Source organism: Pseudoalteromonas espejiana DSM 9414, assembly GCF_002221525.1.
Lineage (GTDB): Bacteria > Pseudomonadota > Gammaproteobacteria > Enterobacterales > Alteromonadaceae > Pseudoalteromonas > Pseudoalteromonas espejiana.
Genome location: NZ_CP011028.1, coordinates 2,896,636 through 2,917,146, shown reverse-complemented (window position 1 = coordinate 2,917,146; position 20,511 = coordinate 2,896,636). Strand labels below are relative to the sequence as shown.

Genomic DNA, 20,511 nt, shown 5'->3' with positions numbered 1-20,511 from the left:
AAAATTAAAAACAAATAGGGAGTGTTAAATGCGTTTTTTTCAGCTTGGCCTGTTGTGCTTAGCACTGTTTATACAGTACCGACTTTGGTTTGGTCACAACGGTGTACAAGACTACTCACGGTTAAAAACAGCCGTTGCTTCACACCAGCAAACTAACGAAAAACTAATAAAGCGCAATAAAGTACTCACCGCCGACATAGAAGATTTAAAACTAGGCCAAGAGGGTATTGAAGAGCGTGCACGCAACGAATTAGGAATGATAAAACCGGACGAAACATTTATACGTGTTTTACCGGGCAAACAACATGAAAACTAATAATACTATTGCTGCCATTGTACCCGCTGCCGGTGTAGGTAGCAGAATGCAGCACAATACGCCTAAGCAGTACATTCAACTTGCGGGTAAAACTATTTTAGAGCATACGCTTAGTAAGCTTTCGCAGCTTAAAAGCTTAAGCCAAATAGTTGTAGCTGTTAGCCAAACCGACCCTTACTTTGACACCCTTTCACCTATTGATTCGCGTATTATACGTGCAAATGGCGGGCAAGAGCGTGCCGACTCAGTACTTAATAGCTTATTGTTTTTAGAAAGTAACCCGCCTAAATGGGTGTTGGTTCACGACGCTGCACGCCCTTTAGTGAGCATTAACGATATTGAAACGTTAATAGCGCAGTGTATCAATGATGATGAAGGCGGTATTTTAGCCAGCAAAGTAAAAGACACCATAAAGCGCGGACACACTTACAGCGAACAAACGGTTCCTCGTGATGATTTATGGCAAGCGTTAACGCCCCAGTTTTTTAAATACGATGAGCTTAAAAATGCGCTTCACAGTGCGCTGGCACAAGGCGTTACAATTACCGATGAAGCCAGTGCGATAGAGTGGGCTAACAAACCCGTTAAATTAATAGCAGGGCGCAGCGACAATATTAAAATAACCACGCCGGAGGATTTAGACTTGGCGGGGTTTTTATTAAACAAACAACATAACGAGCGTGCATTATGATTCGAATTGGCCATGGTTTTGACGTACATAAGTTTGGCGGCGAAGGCCCGCTAACTATTTGTGGTGAAAAAATTGATTACCCACAAGGCTTTTTAGCACACTCTGATGGCGATGTAGCTATTCATGCATTGTGCGATGCTATTTTAGGTGCGCTAGCTATGGGAGATATTGGTAAACACTTTCCTGATACAGCGAGCGAGTTTGAAAATATCGACAGCCGTATTTTACTGCGCCACGTTGTAGGCCTTGCTAAAGAGCAAGGTTATGTATTGGGTAACGGTGATGTCACTATTGTAGCTCAAGCGCCAAAAATGTTGCCGCACATTCAAGCTATGCGCACTAATTTAGCCAGCGATTTAAATTGTGAACTTAGCCAAATTAACGTTAAAGCCACCACCACCGAAAAACTTGGGTTTGAAGGGCGCAAAGAAGGTATTTCTAGCCATGCGGTGGTTATTATGAATAAAGCGCTTACGAGTACAACCAACGCATGAGCGACTTAAATTATTTATACGGTGCGCCACTTTCAAAAGCCGATTTTAAAACCACCGCTGAAGACTTTATGGTGGATGAAGATTTAGGCATAGAGTTTACCGGCAGCGGTGAGCATGTATGTTTACAGGTGGTTAAAAAAGGTGAAAACACTCAGTACGTTGCTAAATTAATTGCGCAAAAAGCGGGAGTATCGCCGCGAGAAGTAAGCTATGCCGGTATGAAAGACCGACATGGCGTATGTAGCCAATGGTTTAGCGTTAAAGTACCTATTAAAAAGCACATTGACTTTAGCGAGCTAAATAGCGATAGCATTTTTGTGGTTTCGCAGCAGCGCCACGAGCGTAAATTACGCACAGGTTGCCACAAGGGCAACAGGTTTACTATTACGCTTCGTAATGTTAGCGAGCCGCTTGATATATTATGTCGTATAAATGCTGTGCGTGCTGGCGTACCAAATTACTTTGGCGAGCAACGATTTGGTCGCGACGGGCATAATTTAGTAATGGCCGAAAAAATGTTTGCAGGTGAGCGTATTCGCGATAAAAAGCTACGCGGTATTATTATCTCAGCTGCGCGCTCACATGTATTTAACCAAATAGTGAGCCTGCGAGTAAAAGAACATGGCCTTGCTAAAACAATGCACCGCGAAGTGTTTATGCTCAGCGGTAGTAATGCATTTTTTGAAGACGCTATAAGCGACGAAAACATTGCCCGTTTAGCCTCTGGCGATATTGTTATGTCGGCACCTATGGTAGGAAAAAGCGAAAAAGGCTTAACCGAGCAAGAAAAAATATGGCTAAAACCATATCAAGCTTGGTGCGATGACTTAGGCGAATTAGGCCTTAAAAACGAGCGCCGGATGCTGCGCCTTATTCCAGAAAACTTAACCATAGAAACGCTAGATACAACCACATTAAAATTAAGCTTTGGCTTGCCTAAAGGTTGTTTTGCTACCGCTCTTTTACGTGAGCTGGTGGATTACACCGATGCAAGCCCTCGCGAGCGAAAAGAAAAGGATAGCCAAGATGAAGATACTGCTAAGTAACGACGATGGTGTTAATGCAAAAGGCATTGCTGTTTTGTACCAAGCACTCACGCAAATTGCTGATGTAACGCTGGTTGCGCCAGATCGTAATTGCAGTGGTGCTAGTAATTCATTAACGCTCATAAACCCACTGCGTGCCACTACGCTTGAAAATGGCTTTATATCAGTTAATGGAACGCCCACGGATTGTGTACATTTAGGCGTAAATCAATTGGTTGATGAAACTCCTGATTTAGTTGTAGCTGGTATTAACCATGGCGCTAACTTAGGCGACGATACCCTTTATTCTGGCACAGTTGCTGCTGCAACCGAAGGCCGCCATTTAGGTTTACCCGCTATTGCAGTATCGCTTTGTTCGCACCATGGTGAACATTTTGAAACAGCTGCTGCGGTTACTGTAAATATAATTAAAGGCCTTGCCTCGCACCCGCTGCCTAAAGATCAAATTATAAATGTGAATGTGCCTGATATTCCATTAAGTGAATTAAAAGGCGTACAAGTAACGCGATTAGGTGCTCGTCATAAAGCAGAAACCATGACTAAGCAAACCGACCCATGGGGCCGCGATATTTTTTGGTATGGCTCGTTGGGAACAGAAAGCGATGCAGGCGAAGGCACTGACTTTTATGCTATCAACAATGGCTTTGCATCAGTAACGCCATTAAGTGTTGATATGACAGCAAAAGAAAGCATAAATGCGGTAGGTGAATGGTTAGCCGACATGGAGATAAACCGTGCTGGCTAATTACTCGCGCAGTGCTAATGCGCTTTCTAGTTTATTAGCGCAAGAAGGCGTAGAAGACAAGCAAGTACTAAAAGCTATTGCCGAAACACCACGCCATGCATTTATTGATGATGTGCTAAAGCACAAAGCCTACGAAAATACCGCTTTGCCCATTGGGCAAGGGCAAACAATTTCACAGCCTTATATTGTGGCTAGAATGACTGAGCTGCTGCATTTAGCAGGTGTGCGCGACAAGGTACTTGAGATTGGCACGGGCTCTGGGTATCAAACCGCGATATTAGCAAAGTGCTTTACCAAGGTATTTTCGGTTGAACGAATTAAAGCATTGCAATGGCAGGCCAAGCGACGTTTGCATCAACTTGATTTATACAACGTTGCTATGAAGCATGGTGATGGTTGGCGAGGGTGGCACTCGCAAGCCCCGTTTGATGGTATTATTGTCACGGCTGCGGCTTCTAAAGTACCGCAAGATTTACTTGCACAATTAGCTGATGGCGGCGTGCTACTAGCCCCTATTGGCGAGCAAAATCAAAAACTAACAATGGTTATTCGCAAAGGCGATAGCTTTACAGAGCATGTTATTGCACCAGTACGGTTTGTACCCCTTATACCTGGTGATATTGAATAGGAATTCACGTTGAAATTGTTTACTAAGTTATACGATATGGCCCTAGTGTGGGCAAAACACCGCTTTGCTGAGCGCTACCTTGCAGCTATGAGCTTTGCTGAATCTGTTTTTTTCCCGGTGCCACCAGATGTAATGCTTGCGCCTATGTCGCTTGCTCAACCAAGTAAAGCATGGCGCTTTGCAAGCTTTGCTACCGTTGCCTCAGTGCTTGGGGGGATCGTCGGTTATTTTTTAGGTTACTGGTTATTTGAACCCGTTGTTCAACCGTTAATAGAGCAAATGCATTGGCAAGAAAAGTTTGAAACAGCTTTAACATGGTTTAAAGAATACGGTGTGTGGGTCGTTTTTTTAGCGGGTTTTTCGCCAATTCCTTATAAAGTATTTACCATAGGTGCAGGCGTTTTACAGATGGCGTTTTTACCATTTTTAATTGCATCGGCGATTGGTCGTGGCGCGCGTTTCTTTTTAGTCTCTGCTTTAATGAAGTGGGGCGGAGTTAAAATGGAACAAAAATTACGTCAGTATGTTGAAGTACTTGGCTGGGGATTAGTTGCATTAATAGTAATAGCGTACTTTTTACTACGCTAATTGCTAAAAACAGCACTTTAAGAACTTTGGAGTAAAACTCGTTGAATAAACAATTTATATTTTATGTAATTGTATTTATTGTATATTTACTTCAAGGTTGTTCATCTCGCCATGTTCCTGCGCCTGTGAGCAGCTTAAATAGTAATGTTAATGAATTTCAACGTGGTGTTAACATTAACGGGGGGCGTTATAAGGTCCAAAAAGGGGATACGCTTTATTCCATTGCGTTTAGTGCAGGGCAGGATTTTAGAAGACTTGCAAAAAATAATTCAATTTCAGCACCTTATGTAATATTTCCTGGGCAAACTATATCTTTAAAAAAATCTCCCCAAAAAGTATGGCAGGCCAAAGCTGCAGCTAATCAATCTAGTAACTCGAATAAAAACCCACAAAAAACTAACAAAAAATTAAAGAAAGATCTTGATCAGCCGAAACAACGAGAGTATGTTCAAAAACAAGCCAATGATTTAGTTAGTAATGCTAAACCTGTACCGAATGGCAAGGTTATTTGGTCTTGGCCTGCAAAGGGCAAGGTAACCAAACGCTTTTCTAATAAGGAAAACGGGTATAAAGGTTTACAGATTACTAATCGGACAGGGGCTTCAGTTTTAGCCGCAGCACAAGGAACGGTGGTGTATGCGGGTAATGCGCTTCGAGGATACGGTAATTTAATCATATTGAAACATAATGATGATTACCTAAGTGCTTATGCACATAATTCGAAATTACTTGTTAAAGAAAAGCAGAAAGTTAAGGCAGGACAAAAAATAGCAGAAATTGGTAAGTCGGAATCTTCGGTCACTGCGCTTCGTTTTGAAATTCGCTACCGTGGGCAAGCTGTCAACCCTGCTAAATACCTTCCCTAATTTCTAGGTATTGATAATTGCTCGGGAGAAGGCTTATGGCTAGCGCAGCAAAACTTGACAAAAACACCACCGACGAAAAATTTGATGACACCGCAGTAGAAGAAAATGCAGCACTACTTGAAGAGGTAGATAACGAAGAAGAGATTTTTGCAAAAGAGGAAGTCACTAAAAATCTCGATGCTACCCAACTTTATTTAGGAGAAATTGGTTTTTCTCCCCTACTTAGCGCAGAAGAAGAAGTATTTTTTGCCCGCAAATCGTTACGTGGCTGTGAAGCATCACGTAAACGGATGATAGAAAGTAACCTACGTTTAGTTGTTAAAATTGCTCGCCGCTATAATAATCGCGGATTAGCGCTTTTAGACTTAATTGAAGAAGGCAACCTTGGTTTAATTCGCGCTGTTGAAAAATTTGACCCAGAACGCGGCTTTAGATTTTCAACCTATGCAACATGGTGGATACGTCAAACAATTGAACGCGCCATTATGAACCAAACTCGTACGATTCGTTTGCCAATTCATGTTGTTAAAGAATTAAATGTTTACTTGCGTACAGCACGCGAGCTTACTCAAAAGCTTGACCACGAGCCAACTGCAGAAGAAATTGCCCAAAGCCTAGATAGACCTGTAGAAGACGTAACAAAAATGCTGCGTTTGAACGAAAAAATTGCCTCGGTTGATATGCCAATTGGTGGCGAAAACGACAGTGCACTGCTTGATATTATCGCTGATGAAAAAAGTGCAGGTCCCGAAGGTGAAGTTCAAAATAACGATATTAATAAGCACATTGTAGATTGGTTAGGTGAGCTAAACCCTAAACAGCGTGAAGTATTAGCGCGCCGTTTTGGCCTACTAGGCTACGAGCCATCCACCCTTGAAGATGTGGGTCGTGAAATTGGTTTAACACGTGAGCGTGTAAGACAAATTCAGGTAGAGGCGCTGCGTCGTTTAAAAGATATTTTACAGCAAGAAGGGTTAAGCACTGAAAGTTTGTTTGACCAGTTCTCGTAACAGATTTAATACAGCCTATGTGTTAAAAGCTGAAGGGTAAAACCTTCAGCTTTTTTTATGCCTGACAAAATTTAAAGCAGTGCTTTTAATTTATAAAGTAAATCGTGCGCTTGGCGCGGTGAGAGGTTATCTGGGTCTATTGCGCTTAGCTGCTCTTCAACCTCAGAGGGCTCAGCCGCAGGTAATTCACTATTAAATGAAAATGCCTGTTGCTCAGTATTTGGGGCAGTAACGCTTTGGTGATTTTCGAGTAATTTAAGCTTTTGTTTTGCTTGGGTAATCACCGCTTTAGGCACACCTGCAAGGGCGGCTACTTGCAAACCAAAGCTTTTACTTGCTGCGCCATCAAGCACGGTATGCATAAATGCAATGGTATCGTTATGCTCTATGGCATCAAGGTGCACATTAACCAGCCCCGTTTTTTGCTCTGCAAGTTCAGTAAGCTCAAAGTAGTGCGTAGCAAATAATGTTTTAGCCGATATTTTTTGAGCCAAATGATCGGCTGTTGCATAAGCAAGCGACAAGCCATCGTAGGTACTTGTTCCTCTGCCAATTTCGTCCATTAACACAAGCGACTGAGCTGTTGCGTTATTTAATATAGTCGCAGTTTCGGTCATCTCTACCATAAAAGTTGAGCGGCCAGATGCTAAATCATCACTTGCCCCAATACGCGTAAATATACGGTCAATATTTCCTATGTGCGCGCTGTCGGCGGGTACGTAACAACCAATGTGTGCCATTAATACAATTAGAGCAGTTTGGCGCATATAGGTTGATTTACCACCCATATTTGGCCCTGTAATAATCAGCATTTTACGTTGGCTATTAAGTTCTACGGGGTTTGCAATGAAAGGTTCTTTCATTACCTGTTCAACAACCGGATGACGACCTTGTTTAATGCTAATATTGTCGTTATCGCATAACTCTGGTTTAGCGTAATTAAGTGTTTGAGCACGTTCGGCTAAGTTATTGAGTACATCTAAATCGGCCAATACGCTAGCCATCATTTGTAATTGCTCAATGTGCGGAGCTATAAATTCAAATAGCTCTTCATATAGCTGTTTTTCAAGCGCAAGCGCTTTTGATTGGCTACCAAGTACTTTGTCTTCGTGCTCTTTTAGCTCTGGAATAATATAGCGTTCGTTATTTTTAAGTGTTTGACGACGAATATAATCGGCAGGTACTAAGTGGGCGTTTGCTCGGCTAACTTCGATAAAAAAGCCATGCACTTTGTTATAACCAATTTTTAAGGTACTAATACCGGTGCGTTCACGTTCGCGAAGCTCAAGCTGATCGAGTATGTCGGTTGCGCCTTTACTTAAATTACGCCATTCATCGAGCTCGCTGTTATAACCTGATGCAATTACGCCCCCGTCACGTATTAGCACTGGTGGATTATCAATCACTGCGCGCTCAAGTAAAGCTTGTAGTTCTGGTAGTTCAGGTGAATGGCGAACAATGCTGGCGATACGTTCATCATTAGCATCGTTTAATAATGCGTGCAGCGGGGCGAGTGCTTGTAGGGCACTGCGCAGGCGTGTTAAATCTCGTGGGCGTGCAGTGCATAAAGCAAGGCGTGCTATTACACGCTCTATATCACCAATTTCTTTTAATGAGTCGTGTAACTCGCCGTATAGCTGAGCATCTAAAATTGCGCTTATTGCATTTAGACGAGAGTTAAGCTCATCTTTATTACGAACGGGCGTATGAATACGGCGCTTTAATAAACGCGAGCCCATAGCCGTGGCGGTTTTATCAAGTACTTGGGCAAGTGTGTTTTCAAACCCGCCAGACAGATTAACAGTCAGTTCTAAGTTTTTACGCGTTGCCGCATCGAGTATAACGGCATGTTCGTTATGCTCAAGGGTAATGGCACGGATATGCGGTAGCGCTATACGTTGGGTGTCTTTTACGTATTGCATTAAACAGCCTGCGGCTACAAGGGCTGCATGTGCTTTATCTACCCCAAAACCCACTAAGTCTTTAGTACCAAATTGATCGCATAATAGGTGTTGTGCGGTGTCTAGGTCGAATTCCCATTCAGGACGGCGACGAGCACCTTTTATGTGCTCAATTAAATGTGTATTTTCAAAGCTTTCACAATATAACAGCTCAGCGGGTGCTAAGCGCTGTAAGGTTGAGCTAAATGCTTCGTCGGTGTTAACCTCTACAACATTAAATCGCCCCGAGTTTATATCAAGGTAGGCAATCCCATACAGGCCTTTTTTATTTTGCCACACGCTGGTAAGTAGGTTGTCTTGTCGCTCTTGTAAAAGCGCCTCATCTGAAATAGTACCTGGTGTTACAATACGCACTACTTTGCGCTCAACCGGACCTTTACTGGTAGCGGGGTCGCCAACTTGTTCACAAATGGCAACTGATTCGCCCATTTGTACTAAGCGCGCTAAATAGTTTTCTACCGCGTGATAAGGTACGCCCGCCATAGGGATTGGGTCGCCACCAGCTTTGCCACGATGAGTTTGTGAAATATCGAGTAATTGAGCTGCGCGTTTAGCGTCGTCAAAAAAGAGTTCATAAAAATCCCCCATACGATAAAACAATAAAATATCGCGATGCTCTGATTTTATTTTTAGATACTGCTGCATCATAGGGGTTTGTTGTTTTATAGTGTGCGGTGCATAAAGATCAAACGACATGTATTTACCCAAAGGCTGAATATGGAATTACATCAAGAGATTAAAACACTTGCTGCGCAATTGGGCGTTATTTTAACGGATAAACGCTTATGGATCACTACCGCTGAGTCATGTACTGGTGGCGGAGTGAGTTATGCGCTTACAGATACCCCTGGAAGCTCAGCTTATTTAGGCCGCGCTTTTGTGACATACAGCAACGAAGCAAAGCATGAACTGCTAAATGTAGCTAATACTACGCTTGAACAATATGGTGCGGTGAGTGAGCAAACTGTAAAAGAGATGGCATTTGGTGCAAAAAGTGTGGCTAACGCCGATGTGGCTATTGCTATTTCTGGTATTGCAGGGCCGGGCGGCGCTACAGCTGGCAAACCTGTGGGGTTTGTATGGTTTTGCCTGCAAATTGCCGACAAACAATTTACATTTGAGCAAATATTTAGTGGTGACAGAGCGCAGGTTAGGGCTCAAGCTATTGAATTTGCATTGAAAAAAACAATAGAGCAGATAAAGTTATAAATTTCACTTGATACTGTGATTTCATACAGTATACTTGTTCGCATTAGCCGGATTTGGAGAACAGAATGAACGATAATAAACAAAAAGCGTTAGACGCTGCACTATCACAAATTGAGCGTCAATTTGGTAAAGGCTCAATTATGAAGTTGGGCGATAACAAAGCCCTAAACATTGATGCTGTATCTACAGGCTCACTTGGGATCGACATTGCCTTAGGCATAGGCGGTTTACCTATGGGTCGTATTGTTGAAGTGTATGGTCCTGAGTCATCAGGTAAAACAACGCTTACTTTGCAAGTTATCGCGCAAGCTCAAAAAGAAGGTAAAACATGTGCCTTTGTTGATGCTGAGCATGCTCTAGATCCTGTATACGCACAAAAACTAGGCGTAAATATTGATGAGCTTTTAGTATCTCAGCCAGATACAGGTGAACAAGCGCTAGAAATTTGTGACATGTTAGTACGTTCAAGCGCGGTTGACGTAGTTATTGTCGATTCAGTAGCAGCATTAACACCAAAAGCTGAAATTGAAGGCGACATGGGCGACTCGCACATGGGCTTACAAGCACGTTTAATGTCGCAAGCATTACGTAAGCTTACCGGTAACATTAAGCGCTCTAACACGTTATGTATTTTCATTAACCAAATTCGTATGAAAATTGGTGTAATGTTTGGTAACCCTGAAACCACAACTGGTGGTAATGCACTTAAATTTTACGCGTCAGTTCGTATTGATATTCGCCGCATTGGCTCTGTAAAAGAGGGCGATGAGGTTGTAGGTAACGAAACCCGCGTTAAAGTGGTTAAAAACAAGGTTGCACCTCCGTTTAAACAAGCTGAATTTATCATCATGTATGGTGAAGGTATTTCTAAGCAAGGTGAGTTAATTGATTTAGGTGTTAAGCACAAAATTGTTGAAAAAGCAGGTGCTTGGTACAGTTACAACGGCAACAAAGTAGGCCAAGGTAAATCAAACTCAATTAAGTTTTTGAAAGAAAATGTAGAAATTGCAGATGAAATTGAAGGCAAGTTACGTGATATGTTGCTACTAAAAGCAACCGTTGAGCCAGAAGATGGTGAAGACGTATTAGGTGATGAATCTGACCTTTAAGCTATTCAACGTTCTCTAAGCTTGATTTGACCCGAGCTTTAAAAGGCGCTAACCAGTAATGGTTAGCGCCTTTTTGTATTTAAATTTAAAATAAAAACGGCACATAAAGTGCCGTTTTTAATTTATTTCAGCTAACAATAAATTAGCTGATTATAGCTGCCAGTTAACTGAAAGCGCGTAGTTACGTGGCGCGCCATAGTAACCTTGCGCCCAGTATAGGCTGTGTAGGTATTTTTCATCTGTGGTGTTGTTTACGTTAAAAGTAACACCTACGTTTTTAGTGATTTTATAGTTAGCCATTAAATCGAGTATGCCGTAAGCATCTTGATTCGTGGTTGTTACATATACTCTAGGCTCAGCATTTTCATCATATTGGTCACGAGTTGTAGAGTCTTGCCAGCGGTAGTTTGCACCAAATGTTAAGCCTTCAACAAACGGTACTTGGTAAGTAGCTGCTAATTTAAGCTGATTTTCTGGTGTGTAATTTTCTACCTCATCGTCACCTTCAATACTTAGGTTACTAAAGCTAATGCTTGCACTTAAATCATCTGTAATCTTACCGCTTAGCTCAATTTCAAAACCGTCACTGTTAATACCGTCAGCGGCGTAGTAACGAGAATTTGGTGCTGTGTTTGCTATTTCAACGGCAAGTCCTTCCTGTTTTGCATCAAAGTAAGCAAAGGTGACAAATACTTGGTCATCTAAAAGCTGTGCTTTTACGCCAATTTCGCTACTTTTACCTGTTATTGGTGCAAGTTGCTCATTGTTGATATCTAGCTCTTTTTGCGGTACGAACGTTTCTGTGTAGCTTGCGTACGCTGAAAACGATTCAGTAAAGTCATAAACAGCACCGAAATATGGAATAACTTCGCTATCATCACGCGTTTGTTCAACACCATAAGCACTGCCAGAAGTTTCCCAATCAGTGTAACGCACACCGGCTAGTACGCTTAATGGTTCACCTAACTTTATACGTGTAGATACATAGGCTGATTGTTGCTTATTTTTTATGTCACTGCCACTTAAGGCATCAACAAGGGTTGCTTCAGGTATTACGCCATCCCACGAGTCAAGCGATGGCATCGGAGGAAAGCCGTTACCTGTGGTGTAATCGAAAAGCGACTGTTCGTTATAATCCATTTTAGCTTGGCTTACACCAAATGATAAGTCGTGCTCTTGACCAAATAAATCAAATTTTCCGCTAGCGTATAAATCAAACAGGTCGTGCTTATCTTCGTAGTCGTAACGACTTGCGTAACCTGTTAAACCAAGGCCAGTTTCGCTATCTGGTGTACCGAATACGTAAAATAGTTCTGAGTCTTGCTCGTTTTCTATGTGTGCATAACGCGCTGTAGCTACCCAAGTAGCAGATAAGTTTTGCTCAAGTGTTACATATACTTGCTCTGCGCTGTTATCCCAATATGACCAATCAGCTGCAGTGCTTGTAGATACATCGTAATCTGTTGCTGTGCCATCGGTATAATAAAGAGGTAATGCTCCCCAAAGAGGGCTGTCGGCATCTTTTTGTTGATTAACATAGTTGATGCTTAACGTTGTATCGTCAGTTAGTTTGCCTTCATAGGCTAAGTAACCAATTGTTTTATCTGTTTCGTAACGATCTAGGTATGACTCAGATTTTTGTTTTGTAAATACTGCACGTACAGCGTGGTTCTCATTAATGGGTGTTGAAACATCAAGCTCTAAGCGTTTGTTATCCCAAGAGCCGTAAGATAAAGATGCATGTGCTTGCGTTATGTAAGTTGGTTTTTTAAGTACCATATTTACCGTGGCAGATGGGTTACCCGCACCGGTCATTAAACCATTAGCGCCACGAACAATTTCAACTCGGTCATAAATAGAAGTATCTAAGGTTCCCTGAATTGATCCTGAGCTTTGCGGGATACCTAAACCATTTACTTGAAAGTTTGTGATTTCAAAACCACGGGCTTTAAAGTAAGTACGGTCTGTTTCTATTTGCTCAACGGTTACCCCTGGCGTGCTTTCAAGTACAGAGTTAATATCGTCTAGTGAAAAATCATCCATTAGAGCACGAGAAACAACAGAAATACTTTGCGGTGTTTCTTTAATTGTTAGGCCTAACTTAGTAGCAGATTGCGCATCTTCTGTGATGTAGTTTTTATGGTGCTGGCCGTATACAGCTATTTTTTCTAGTGAGTCATCTTTTGTATTTGTTTCTTGTGCAAATGCATGACCAGATAAAACGAGTGATGTAATAAGACTTAGCTTAGATAAACGCAAAATTTGTGGGGACGACATGTGTTTTTCCAATAGGTTCAAAAAAGAAGTGCATAACATAATCTAAATGAGATTTATTTTCAATAGCGTTTTTAGCTTCTTTGCATTATTAGAAGCTGATAGAGGTAGTTAGTGGATTTTAGCAACTAAATTGCAGCTGAGTTTAACAAAAGTGTGTAATACCAATCCGCATAATTAAGTGATCTATTTGAGGATGGAAAAACGTGGTGATAGCAAGGCAAAAAATTCGCTATTTAGTTGTTCTCGGCAAATGCTCCTGCATTGCCCTACCTTCTGCATCCATGCAGTCGTAAATGAGAATTTTTTAACGCAGATATCGACACGTTTAGCCCCTAGAAATGATTAAGTATTATTGCGGATTGGTATAAGGCCTATTTACCTTTATTAGCAATATTTAAAACTTAAATAAAAAAAGCGGCCGAAGCCGCTTTAAAGTGATCAATATTGCTTAATTAAAAGTTGTACTTAACAGAGAACTGCAAGCGTTCTAAATCACCATCTACGCCGCTTTCAGTTTCACGCTCTGCGTGTTTAAACTCAGCGCCAAATGTTAAACGTTTAACAGGTGAGTATAAAATGTTTGCGCTAAAGCTTTGACTAGATTCAACCGGATCGCCAGAGATTGTTAGTAAATCAGTGTTGTTATCGGCACTAAAAAAAGAATATAAGAAAGTTGAGCGCCACTGGCTTGTCCACTTATGCTGATAAGCAACAAAGCCCGAGGTTGAGTCAATTGCATCTAACTCATCACCATCAAGTACTGCACCGTGTGCTACATTCAAACCTACATAACGGCCCAAACCTTTACCTTGAGTAAGCATAAATTTAAGGTAGTCTTCACCAAAATTTACACGACCAGATGCGCTAACACCAAATGAGGTCTCATCTGCATCTACATCGCCCACTTTATAAGTAAGTTGACGAGCAAGTGCTGCAACAACAAAGTTACCCCAGTCGGCGTTATGTGTGTAACGTGCTGTAAAATCAGGAAGTGATGCATCGTCTGTTTCTACACGCGCGCCACCTTGAGTGGTAATAGTGCTCTCTGGGTTCTCTAATGAGAACGACCATGCGCCTGTAGTGTATTTAATTTGTGTTTGGCGCACAAATACAGTGCCCTCGGCTGGGCCTACAAAATCAAGCGTTTCAGCAAGTGCACCCACGTTTTGAAAGTTTGACCATGTTTGACCAAATAACCAACCGTCGTAAGTAACAAAAGCATGGCGAATACGCGGCGCGTATGAATTTGAAACGCGCTCATTACCACCTGGTGCTGATGCTAAAAAGTCTAACTCAATTTTAGTTTTTACCGTTTTACCGTTATCCATTAACGTTGATGTACCAAAATTAAAGCGCGATTCGCGTGCGTGCATGTCAAATACAGCATCAGAATCGTCATCGTCACCAACAGGCAGCGTGCTTGGCACATAAAAATCACGACCAACACTAGAGCCCGAAGGGGCGCCTGCAGAGTAATCGCTCCACATAGTGTCTAACTTAATGTATCCGCCGTAAGTAAATTCTGTATCGCCGATTTTTGCTGCAGTTGCTGCATATGCCGTACTTGTTAGTGCGCATAGTACAGCACTTGCTGCCAATGTTTTTAATGGGGTAAATTTCATTATGGTGTCCTTTAAAGGCTACTTGTTGTTTGTTACTTTTTTAAACGCTTAAATGTATTACTTGCTACAGGTATTACTTACGAATAAAAAATTATTGCTCATTATTGGCGTTACACTATTTATTTTATTCGGTAAATAAAACGTGAGCAGTACTACTGCGTCATTATTCTATTTTCTCGAAATTTACTTTTAAATATGTGTGAAATTTACTCAATTAACTATTGGTCTATAAGACGAAGGTTTAAGAGTAATTTAGTGACCACTTACTTATATTTAACATATTGTATTTCTATGTAAAAAAGTCATGAGCCGCGAGATTATAAACCACAAACCGGCAATTAGAAGGGTTGTACAACTAAGGTCTAATACTTAATAAAGTACTGCTGAGTAATCCTTAATTCATGGCAAGTTATTAAAATGGAGACTGAGATGTCACAAAGTATCTATCCTGTTCCTGCACACATTGAAAAAACGACGTTAGTTGATAACGAAAAATATAATACACTCTACAAACAGTCGATTGATGACCCACAAGGGTTTTGGCGTGAACATGGCCAGCGCTTAGATTGGTTTACTCCCTATACCAAAGTTAAAAACACCTCATTTGATAAAGGCCATATAGACATAAAATGGTACGAAGATGGCTACTTAAACGCATCTTACAACTGTATTGACCGCCATTTAAAAACTAAAGCCGATAAAGTTGCACTTATTTGGGAGGGTGATAACCCAAACCAAACTGAAAACATTACCTACCAACAATTACACAACGAAGTCGCTAAATTTGCCAATGGCCTAAAAAAACTGGGCGTACAAAAGGGTGACCGTGTAGCTATTTATATGCCTATGACACCACAGGCCATTTACGCTATGCAGGCGTGTGCGCGTATTGGTGCTATTCATTCGGTTGTATTTGGGGGGTTTTCTCCTTCAGCTATTGCTGATCGCATTAAAGATTCGGGTGCTAAAGTGGTGATCACTTCTGATGAAGGTCGCCGTGCGGGCAACTGTGTACCATTAAAAGCCAACGTAGATGAAGCGGTAGCGCAAGAGTCTGTTACAACAATTGAACACGTTGTTGTACATCAGCTGACGGGTGGCGAAGTTGATTGGAACGAGCACGACATTTGGTGGCACGACCTTGTTGCTGACTTACCAGCGCAATGCGAACCGGAACCAATGAAGGCAGAAGATCCATTATTTATTTTATATACATCGGGTTCAACGGGTCAGCCAAAAGGCGTAGTACACACGACTGGCGGCTATTTAGTGTATTCATCAATGACGCACGAATATGTATTTGATTTACAAGAGGACGACGTGTATTGGTGTAGTGCCGATGTAGGTTGGATCACAGGCCATAGTTACATTGCTTATGGCCCACTTGTTAATGGTTGTACACAAGTTGTATTTGAAGGCGTACCGACTTACCCAACTGCAGGACGTATGGGCGAAGTGGTTGATAAACATGGCGTAACCATTTTATACACAGCGCCCACCGCTATCCGCGCATTAATGGCTAAAGGGGATGAACCTACAGCGTCTTCAAAGCGTGAAAGCTTACGTATTTTAGGCTCAGTGGGCGAACCAATTAATCCAGAAGCCTGGACGTGGTATTACGAAAATATTGGTAATTCAAATTGCCCAATAGTTGATACTTGGTGGCAAACCGAAACGGGTGGCATTATGATCACGCCACTACCGGGCGCTACGCAAACTAAACCTGGCTCTGCAACTCATCCGTTTTTTGGCATTGCACCGGCGCTATTTGATGCAGAGGGTAATACATTAGAAGGTGCGGTTGATGGTAATTTAGTTATTTTAGATAGCTGGCCTTCACAAGCACGCACTGTTTATGGCGACCACGAACGCTTTGAGCAAACCTATTTTAGTGCTTACCCTGGTGTTTACTTTACAGGTGACGGTTGTCGCCGTGATGAAGACGGTTACTATTGGATCACAGGGCGTGTAGATGATGTGCTTAATGTTTCGGGTCACCGCTTAGGTACTGCTGAAATAGAAAGTGCGCTAGTAGCACACGAAGCGGTAGCAGAGGCCGCAGTAGTTGGTTACCCACATGATATTAAAGGCCAAGGCATTTACGTATACATCACGCCAAATGAAGGCATTACAGTGAGTGATGAGCTTACTAAAGAAGTGCGTAATTGGGTGCGTAAAGAGCTAAGCCCTATTGCTTCTCCCGATATGATTCAATGGTCACCTGGTTTACCTAAAACACGCTCTGGTAAGATTATGCGCCGTATTTTACGTAAAATTGCCGCTAATGAGCATCAACAGCTCGGCGATACATCAACACTTGCAGACCCAACCGTAGTTGATGAGCTCATAGAAAACCGATTAAATCGTTAAATGCGCGTTAAAAACTTGATTACAAGTTGATTCTAAACGTAGTATATCGGCTGTCAGTAAGTATTTTATACATTACTGGCGGCCGAATTTATTAGGAGCGAACCATGAGTCAGTTTTTAATAGCGGATGATCATCCGTTATTTCGCGAAGCACTAAAAGGGGCATTAAGTGCTAAGTTTGACGATTTAGAAGTATTTGAATCATCAGATTTTGACAGCACATTGCAAGTACTTAGCGAACAAGAAGATCTTGATATATTACTGCTAGATTTACACATGCCAGGAAATGGCGATTTATATGGCCTAATTCGCATTCGCGAAGATTACCCTAGCTTACCTATTGCGGTTGTATCAGGGAGTGAAGACATAAACATAGTGTCGAAGGTTATGGGTTATGGGGCAATGGGGTTTATTCCTAAGTCATCATCTTCAGATGATATTGCTAATGCTATAAACCAAATACTAGAAGGCGATACGTGGCTACCAAAAGAGCTTAAAAATAAAGTAGCTGAAATAGAAGGCGAAGACAGAGAAATAGCAGCGCAAGTTGCATCGCTAACACCACAGCAATATCGCGTATTGCAATACCTACACGAAGGTTTGCTAAACAAGCAAATAGCTTATGAATTACATATTTCAGAGGCAACAGTAAAAGCACACATTACTGCCATTTTTAGAAAACTAGGGGTTTATAACCGTACGCAGGCTGTTTTAATCGCCGCTAAATTACAGTTAGAGCCAATAGAGCAAGCATAAAGTTTAATAAAAAAGTAAGGGCGTTTTTATCTTTAGCTATTAAATCGCCCTTAGCTTGCACATATTTAATTTAAAAGCCTGTACATCTCAACGCGGCTTAATCTTATACTTAAAATCTACACGTTATTTACCTTTTATACATGATCTCTTTGACAAACAATGCTAGGTTAGCGCAATTTTGTAATTTATAGAGCTAAGTATGACCGACTCCACACACTCTCCTAATCAACCTAAAGGCAATAACGGCTTATTTAATCGCTTTTTAGCGACCGTTGAGTTTTTAGGTAATATGCTACCTCACCCCATCACCTTATTTGCCATATTTGCCGTTTCAATTGTGTTGATCAGTGGTATTGCCGATTGGTTTGGATTAAGCGCTATTGATCCTAGACCGATTGGCGCAGCAGGGCGTGCACCTGATGGCGTTATTGAAGTTGTTAGTTTACTTAGTGCAGAAGGTCTGCAGCGCATTATGGCAGGCCTTGTCACTAACTTTACCGGTTTTGCGCCGTTAGGCACTGTACTCGTTGCACTACTTGGTGTGAGTGTTGCTGAGCATTCAGGACTACTTTCTGCTGCTATGCGTGGCATGGTTATGGGCGCTTCAAAGCGATTAGTAACCTTTATGGTGGTGTTTGCGGCAATTATGTCTAATACCGCATCAGAGCTGGGTTATGTGGTTTTAATTCCGCTTGCTGCGATGATATTTCATAGTTTAGGGCGCCACCCATTAGCGGGTTTAGCGGCTGCGTTTGCCGGCGTGTCTGGTGGTTATAGCGCTAATTTACTGTTAGGTACAATAGACCCATTACTAGCGGGTATAACAACACCTGCAGCACAAATGATTGACCCAACTTACGAGGTAGGCGCCGAGGCTAACTGGTATTTCATGATGATATCGGTATTACTTATTGCCGCACTTGGTACCTTAGTGACCGAAAAAATAGTAGAGCCACGTTTAGGTAAATATAACCCAGATGAAGCCAGTATCGACTTATCACAAAACAATATAGATACACTTAGCGCAAAAGAAAAGTTAGGGCTAAAGTGGGCAGGCGTTGCTTTATTTGTGGTGTTAGCTTTATTTGCTTGGACGATTATTCCAGCCGATGGCATTTTACGTCACCCTGAAACAGGCCAAGTGGCGGGGTCGCCTTTTTTAAAAGGGATTGTCGCAATTATATTTGTCACCTTTAGCGTACCTGGTTTTGTGTATGGGCGCGTTGTTGGCAGCATGAAAAACGATAAAGATATTATTAACGCAATGAGCAAAAGCATGAGCTCTATGGGTTTATATATTGTATTAGTGTTTTTTGCAGCCCAGTTTGTGGCCTTTTTTAAATGGACAAACTTAGGCACTATTTTAGCAATAAACGGCGCCGCACTTTTACAAGCGTTAAACCTAACTGGTCCTGAAGTATTTGTATTGTTTATTTTAATGTGTGCAATGGTTAATTTGAGCTTAGGTTCTTCATCTGCACAGTGGGCCATTACTGCTCCTATTTTTGTTCCAATGTTAATGCTAATTGGCTACGCACCTGAAACCATACAAGCAGCTTATCGTATAGGTGACTCAGTAACTAACCTAATAACGCCGATGATGAGCTACTTCGGCTTAATTTTAGCGGTAGCGGTTAAGTATAAAAAAGACATGGGAATAGGGACTTTAGTGGCGACGATGTTGCCTTACAGCATTGTGTTTTTTATTGGCTGGGTAATTTTGTTTTACGTATGGGTGTTTGCGTTAGGTTTGCCAGTCGGGCCTGAATCACCTATTTACTACACGCCATAAATTGTTTGGTATAAAAAAGCCAGCAGCAGGGCAGACCCTGTTGCTGGCTTTATAAAGTGTACAAAAAGTATTTTAGCTAAAAACCACGGTTTTATTACCGTTAATAAATAACTTGTGCTCAGAGGCAAGCTGAAGTGCTTTGCTAAATACTGTTTTTTCTACGTCTTTACCCATTTTAGCCATCATTTCGGCGGTATTTGCATGGGTTACGCTGGTTACATCTTGTAAAATAATAGGCCCTTCATCAAGCTCGTTATTAACAAAGTGAGCTGTTGCGCCAATAATTTTTACGCCGCGTTCAAATGCTTGATGATACGGCTTTGCACCAATAAATGCTGGTAAAAATGAGTGGTGAATATTAATTATTTTATTTTCAAAACGACCTACAAATTCAGGGCTTAAAATACGCATGTATTTAGCTAAGCCAATAATATCTGGGTTGTAGCTTTGAATTAAATCACCAACTTGTTGGTCGTGCTCGCTGCGGCTTAATCCTACGTGCGATACAACATGAAAAGGCACATCAAAGCCTTTTGCCAGTGGCTCTAAGTCAGGGTAATTGGCAATAACAGCTAATACTTCAATATTTAATGCTTGCTCAAATTGTTTAAGTAACACAGAGCCTAAACAGTGTGCTTCTTTAGTTGCCAGTAGTACTACTTTTGTTTTTGTATCGTCATGCAGAGCAAGTTGTGCACCCTCAGGTAATAAAGCGCGTAATTGCGATAAAAAATCACTTTGCGGCTCACCGGTTAATTCAGTGCGCATAAAAAAGCGTTTAGCGTCTTTATCTACAAATTCGTTATTACGTGTAATGTTTAAGTTGTGCTCGTGGCAAAGCCCTGTAATTTTGGCTATTAGGCCTACATCATCGGCACATTGGGTGGTTAGTATATAGCTCATTTTCCTCATTCTTACCCAGTTTCTAATTGCTTCATTATTTGTTTTTTAGCGCATAAAGCAAGGGGTTTATGCGTAAATTCAGAATTAATCATGCAAATAGGTATAAATGATTTAATTAAGTGAAAAACA

Annotated in this window: 18 protein-coding genes; 14 read left to right on the top strand and 4 right to left on the bottom strand. The window is 41.5% G+C overall.

The window, feature by feature from the left end; translation table 11 throughout:
- Nucleotides 1–28 precede the first annotated feature (28 nt).
- From ftsB to rpoS, 9 genes are read left to right on the top strand one after another with little or no spacing between them, the layout of a single operon-like run.
- A complete protein-coding gene (gene ftsB / locus PESP_RS13205) occupies nt 29–316 on the top strand; it encodes a cell division protein FtsB (RefSeq protein ID WP_089348435.1) in 288 nt (95 codons plus the stop codon).
- Nucleotides 306–1,007, top strand: coding sequence for a 2-C-methyl-D-erythritol 4-phosphate cytidylyltransferase (gene ispD, locus PESP_RS13200; protein WP_089348434.1), 702 nt, complete (start codon nt 306–308; stop codon nt 1,005–1,007). The genes ftsB and ispD overlap by 11 nt, the downstream gene beginning before the upstream one ends.
- Nucleotides 1,004–1,501, top strand: a complete 498-nt coding sequence (ispF, locus tag PESP_RS13195; protein ID WP_089348433.1) for a 2-C-methyl-D-erythritol 2,4-cyclodiphosphate synthase — start codon at nt 1,004–1,006, stop codon at nt 1,499–1,501. Before ispD ends, ispF begins: the two co-directional genes overlap by 4 nt.
- Nucleotides 1,498–2,547 (top strand): tRNA pseudouridine(13) synthase TruD, encoded by a 1,050-nt coding sequence (gene truD / locus PESP_RS13190; RefSeq protein ID WP_089348432.1) that lies wholly within the window; start codon nt 1,498–1,500, stop codon nt 2,545–2,547. Before ispF ends, truD begins: the two co-directional genes overlap by 4 nt.
- Entirely contained in the window at nt 2,528–3,292 is a 765-nt protein-coding gene (gene surE / locus PESP_RS13185) for a 5'/3'-nucleotidase SurE (protein ID WP_089348431.1), read from the top strand. Before truD ends, surE begins: the two co-directional genes overlap by 20 nt.
- Nucleotides 3,282–3,920: a protein-L-isoaspartate(D-aspartate) O-methyltransferase gene (locus PESP_RS13180; RefSeq protein ID WP_089348430.1), complete on the top strand. Its 639-nt coding sequence runs from the start codon at nt 3,282–3,284 to the stop codon at nt 3,918–3,920. Before surE ends, PESP_RS13180 begins: the two co-directional genes overlap by 11 nt.
- A gap of 9 nt (nt 3,921–3,929) precedes the next feature.
- A complete protein-coding gene (locus PESP_RS13175; protein ID WP_089348429.1) occupies nt 3,930–4,508 on the top strand; it encodes a YqaA family protein in 579 nt (192 codons plus the stop codon).
- A gap of 41 nt (nt 4,509–4,549) precedes the next feature.
- On the top strand, nt 4,550–5,374 hold the full coding sequence (locus tag PESP_RS13170) for a peptidoglycan DD-metalloendopeptidase family protein (protein ID WP_089348428.1): 825 nt from the start codon (nt 4,550–4,552) through the stop codon (nt 5,372–5,374).
- Nucleotides 5,375–5,409: 35 nt separating this feature from the next.
- On the top strand, nt 5,410–6,384 hold the full coding sequence (gene rpoS / locus PESP_RS13165; protein WP_089348427.1) for an RNA polymerase sigma factor RpoS: 975 nt from the start codon (nt 5,410–5,412) through the stop codon (nt 6,382–6,384).
- A 71-nt stretch (nt 6,385–6,455) separates the two neighbouring features.
- Here rpoS and mutS read toward each other — a convergent pair whose 3' ends face one another.
- Nucleotides 6,456–9,041 carry a DNA mismatch repair protein MutS gene (gene mutS / locus PESP_RS13160; protein WP_089348426.1) on the bottom strand — a complete coding sequence of 862 codons (2,586 nt, stop codon included), beginning with the start codon at nt 9,039–9,041 and terminating at the stop codon, nt 6,456–6,458.
- A 21-nt stretch (nt 9,042–9,062) separates the two neighbouring features.
- Between mutS and PESP_RS13155 the strand changes: the two genes are divergently transcribed.
- Complete coding sequence (locus tag PESP_RS13155; protein WP_089348425.1) at nt 9,063–9,554, top strand: CinA family protein; 492 nt, start codon at nt 9,063–9,065, stop codon at nt 9,552–9,554.
- 65 nt (nt 9,555–9,619) lie between these two features.
- Complete coding sequence (recA, locus tag PESP_RS13150; protein ID WP_089348424.1) at nt 9,620–10,663, top strand: recombinase RecA; 1,044 nt, start codon at nt 9,620–9,622, stop codon at nt 10,661–10,663.
- A gap of 150 nt (nt 10,664–10,813) precedes the next feature.
- Here the strand turns inward: recA and PESP_RS13145 are convergent, their stop codons facing one another.
- Both PESP_RS13145 and PESP_RS13140 read right to left on the bottom strand, forming a co-directional pair.
- Nucleotides 10,814–12,940: a TonB-dependent siderophore receptor gene (locus PESP_RS13145; RefSeq protein ID WP_089348423.1), complete on the bottom strand. Its 2,127-nt coding sequence runs from the start codon at nt 12,938–12,940 to the stop codon at nt 10,814–10,816.
- A gap of 452 nt (nt 12,941–13,392) precedes the next feature.
- The gene (locus PESP_RS13140) at nt 13,393–14,562 is read right to left on the bottom strand and encodes a DcaP family trimeric outer membrane transporter (RefSeq protein ID WP_089348422.1); all 1,170 of its coding nucleotides are present in this window, start codon (nt 14,560–14,562) and stop codon (nt 13,393–13,395) included.
- Between the two features lie 429 nt (nt 14,563–14,991).
- Here PESP_RS13140 and acs point away from each other — a divergent pair, with 429 nt between their 5' ends.
- The 3 genes from acs (at nt 14,992) to PESP_RS13125 (ending at nt 19,479) form a co-directional block, all read left to right on the top strand.
- The gene (gene acs, locus PESP_RS13135) at nt 14,992–16,932 is read left to right on the top strand and encodes an acetate--CoA ligase (RefSeq protein WP_089348421.1); all 1,941 of its coding nucleotides are present in this window, start codon (nt 14,992–14,994) and stop codon (nt 16,930–16,932) included.
- A gap of 104 nt (nt 16,933–17,036) precedes the next feature.
- On the top strand, nt 17,037–17,687 hold the full coding sequence (locus PESP_RS13130; RefSeq protein ID WP_004586197.1) for a response regulator transcription factor: 651 nt from the start codon (nt 17,037–17,039) through the stop codon (nt 17,685–17,687).
- A gap of 199 nt (nt 17,688–17,886) precedes the next feature.
- Entirely contained in the window at nt 17,887–19,479 is a 1,593-nt protein-coding gene (locus PESP_RS13125; protein ID WP_089348420.1) for an AbgT family transporter, read from the top strand.
- 72 nt (nt 19,480–19,551) lie between these two features.
- Here the strand turns inward: PESP_RS13125 and purU are convergent, their stop codons facing one another.
- Nucleotides 19,552–20,382, bottom strand: a complete 831-nt coding sequence (gene purU, locus PESP_RS13120) for a formyltetrahydrofolate deformylase (RefSeq protein WP_089348419.1) — start codon at nt 20,380–20,382, stop codon at nt 19,552–19,554.
- Nucleotides 20,383–20,511 lie beyond the last annotated feature (129 nt).

Coding starts and splice junctions, on each gene's coding strand:
- ftsB (WP_089348435.1), top strand. CDS start 29: ATGCGTTTTTTTCAGCTTGGCCTGTTGTGCTTAGCACTGTTTATACAG.
- ispD (WP_089348434.1), top strand. CDS start 306: ATGAAAACTAATAATACTATTGCTGCCATTGTACCCGCTGCCGGTGTA.
- ispF (WP_089348433.1), top strand. CDS start 1,004: ATGATTCGAATTGGCCATGGTTTTGACGTACATAAGTTTGGCGGCGAA.
- truD (WP_089348432.1), top strand. CDS start 1,498: ATGAGCGACTTAAATTATTTATACGGTGCGCCACTTTCAAAAGCCGAT.
- surE (WP_089348431.1), top strand. CDS start 2,528: ATGAAGATACTGCTAAGTAACGACGATGGTGTTAATGCAAAAGGCATT.
- rpoS (WP_089348427.1), top strand. CDS start 5,410: ATGGCTAGCGCAGCAAAACTTGACAAAAACACCACCGACGAAAAATTT.
- mutS (WP_089348426.1), bottom strand. CDS start 9,041: ATGTCGTTTGATCTTTATGCACCGCACACTATAAAACAACAAACCCCT.
- PESP_RS13155 (WP_089348425.1), top strand. CDS start 9,063: ATGGAATTACATCAAGAGATTAAAACACTTGCTGCGCAATTGGGCGTT.
- recA (WP_089348424.1), top strand. CDS start 9,620: ATGAACGATAATAAACAAAAAGCGTTAGACGCTGCACTATCACAAATT.
- PESP_RS13145 (WP_089348423.1), bottom strand. CDS start 12,940: ATGTCGTCCCCACAAATTTTGCGTTTATCTAAGCTAAGTCTTATTACA.
- PESP_RS13140 (WP_089348422.1), bottom strand. CDS start 14,562: ATGAAATTTACCCCATTAAAAACATTGGCAGCAAGTGCTGTACTATGC.
- acs (WP_089348421.1), top strand. CDS start 14,992: ATGTCACAAAGTATCTATCCTGTTCCTGCACACATTGAAAAAACGACG.
- PESP_RS13130 (WP_004586197.1), top strand. CDS start 17,037: ATGAGTCAGTTTTTAATAGCGGATGATCATCCGTTATTTCGCGAAGCA.
- PESP_RS13125 (WP_089348420.1), top strand. CDS start 17,887: ATGACCGACTCCACACACTCTCCTAATCAACCTAAAGGCAATAACGGC.
- purU (WP_089348419.1), bottom strand. CDS start 20,382: ATGAGCTATATACTAACCACCCAATGTGCCGATGATGTAGGCCTAATA.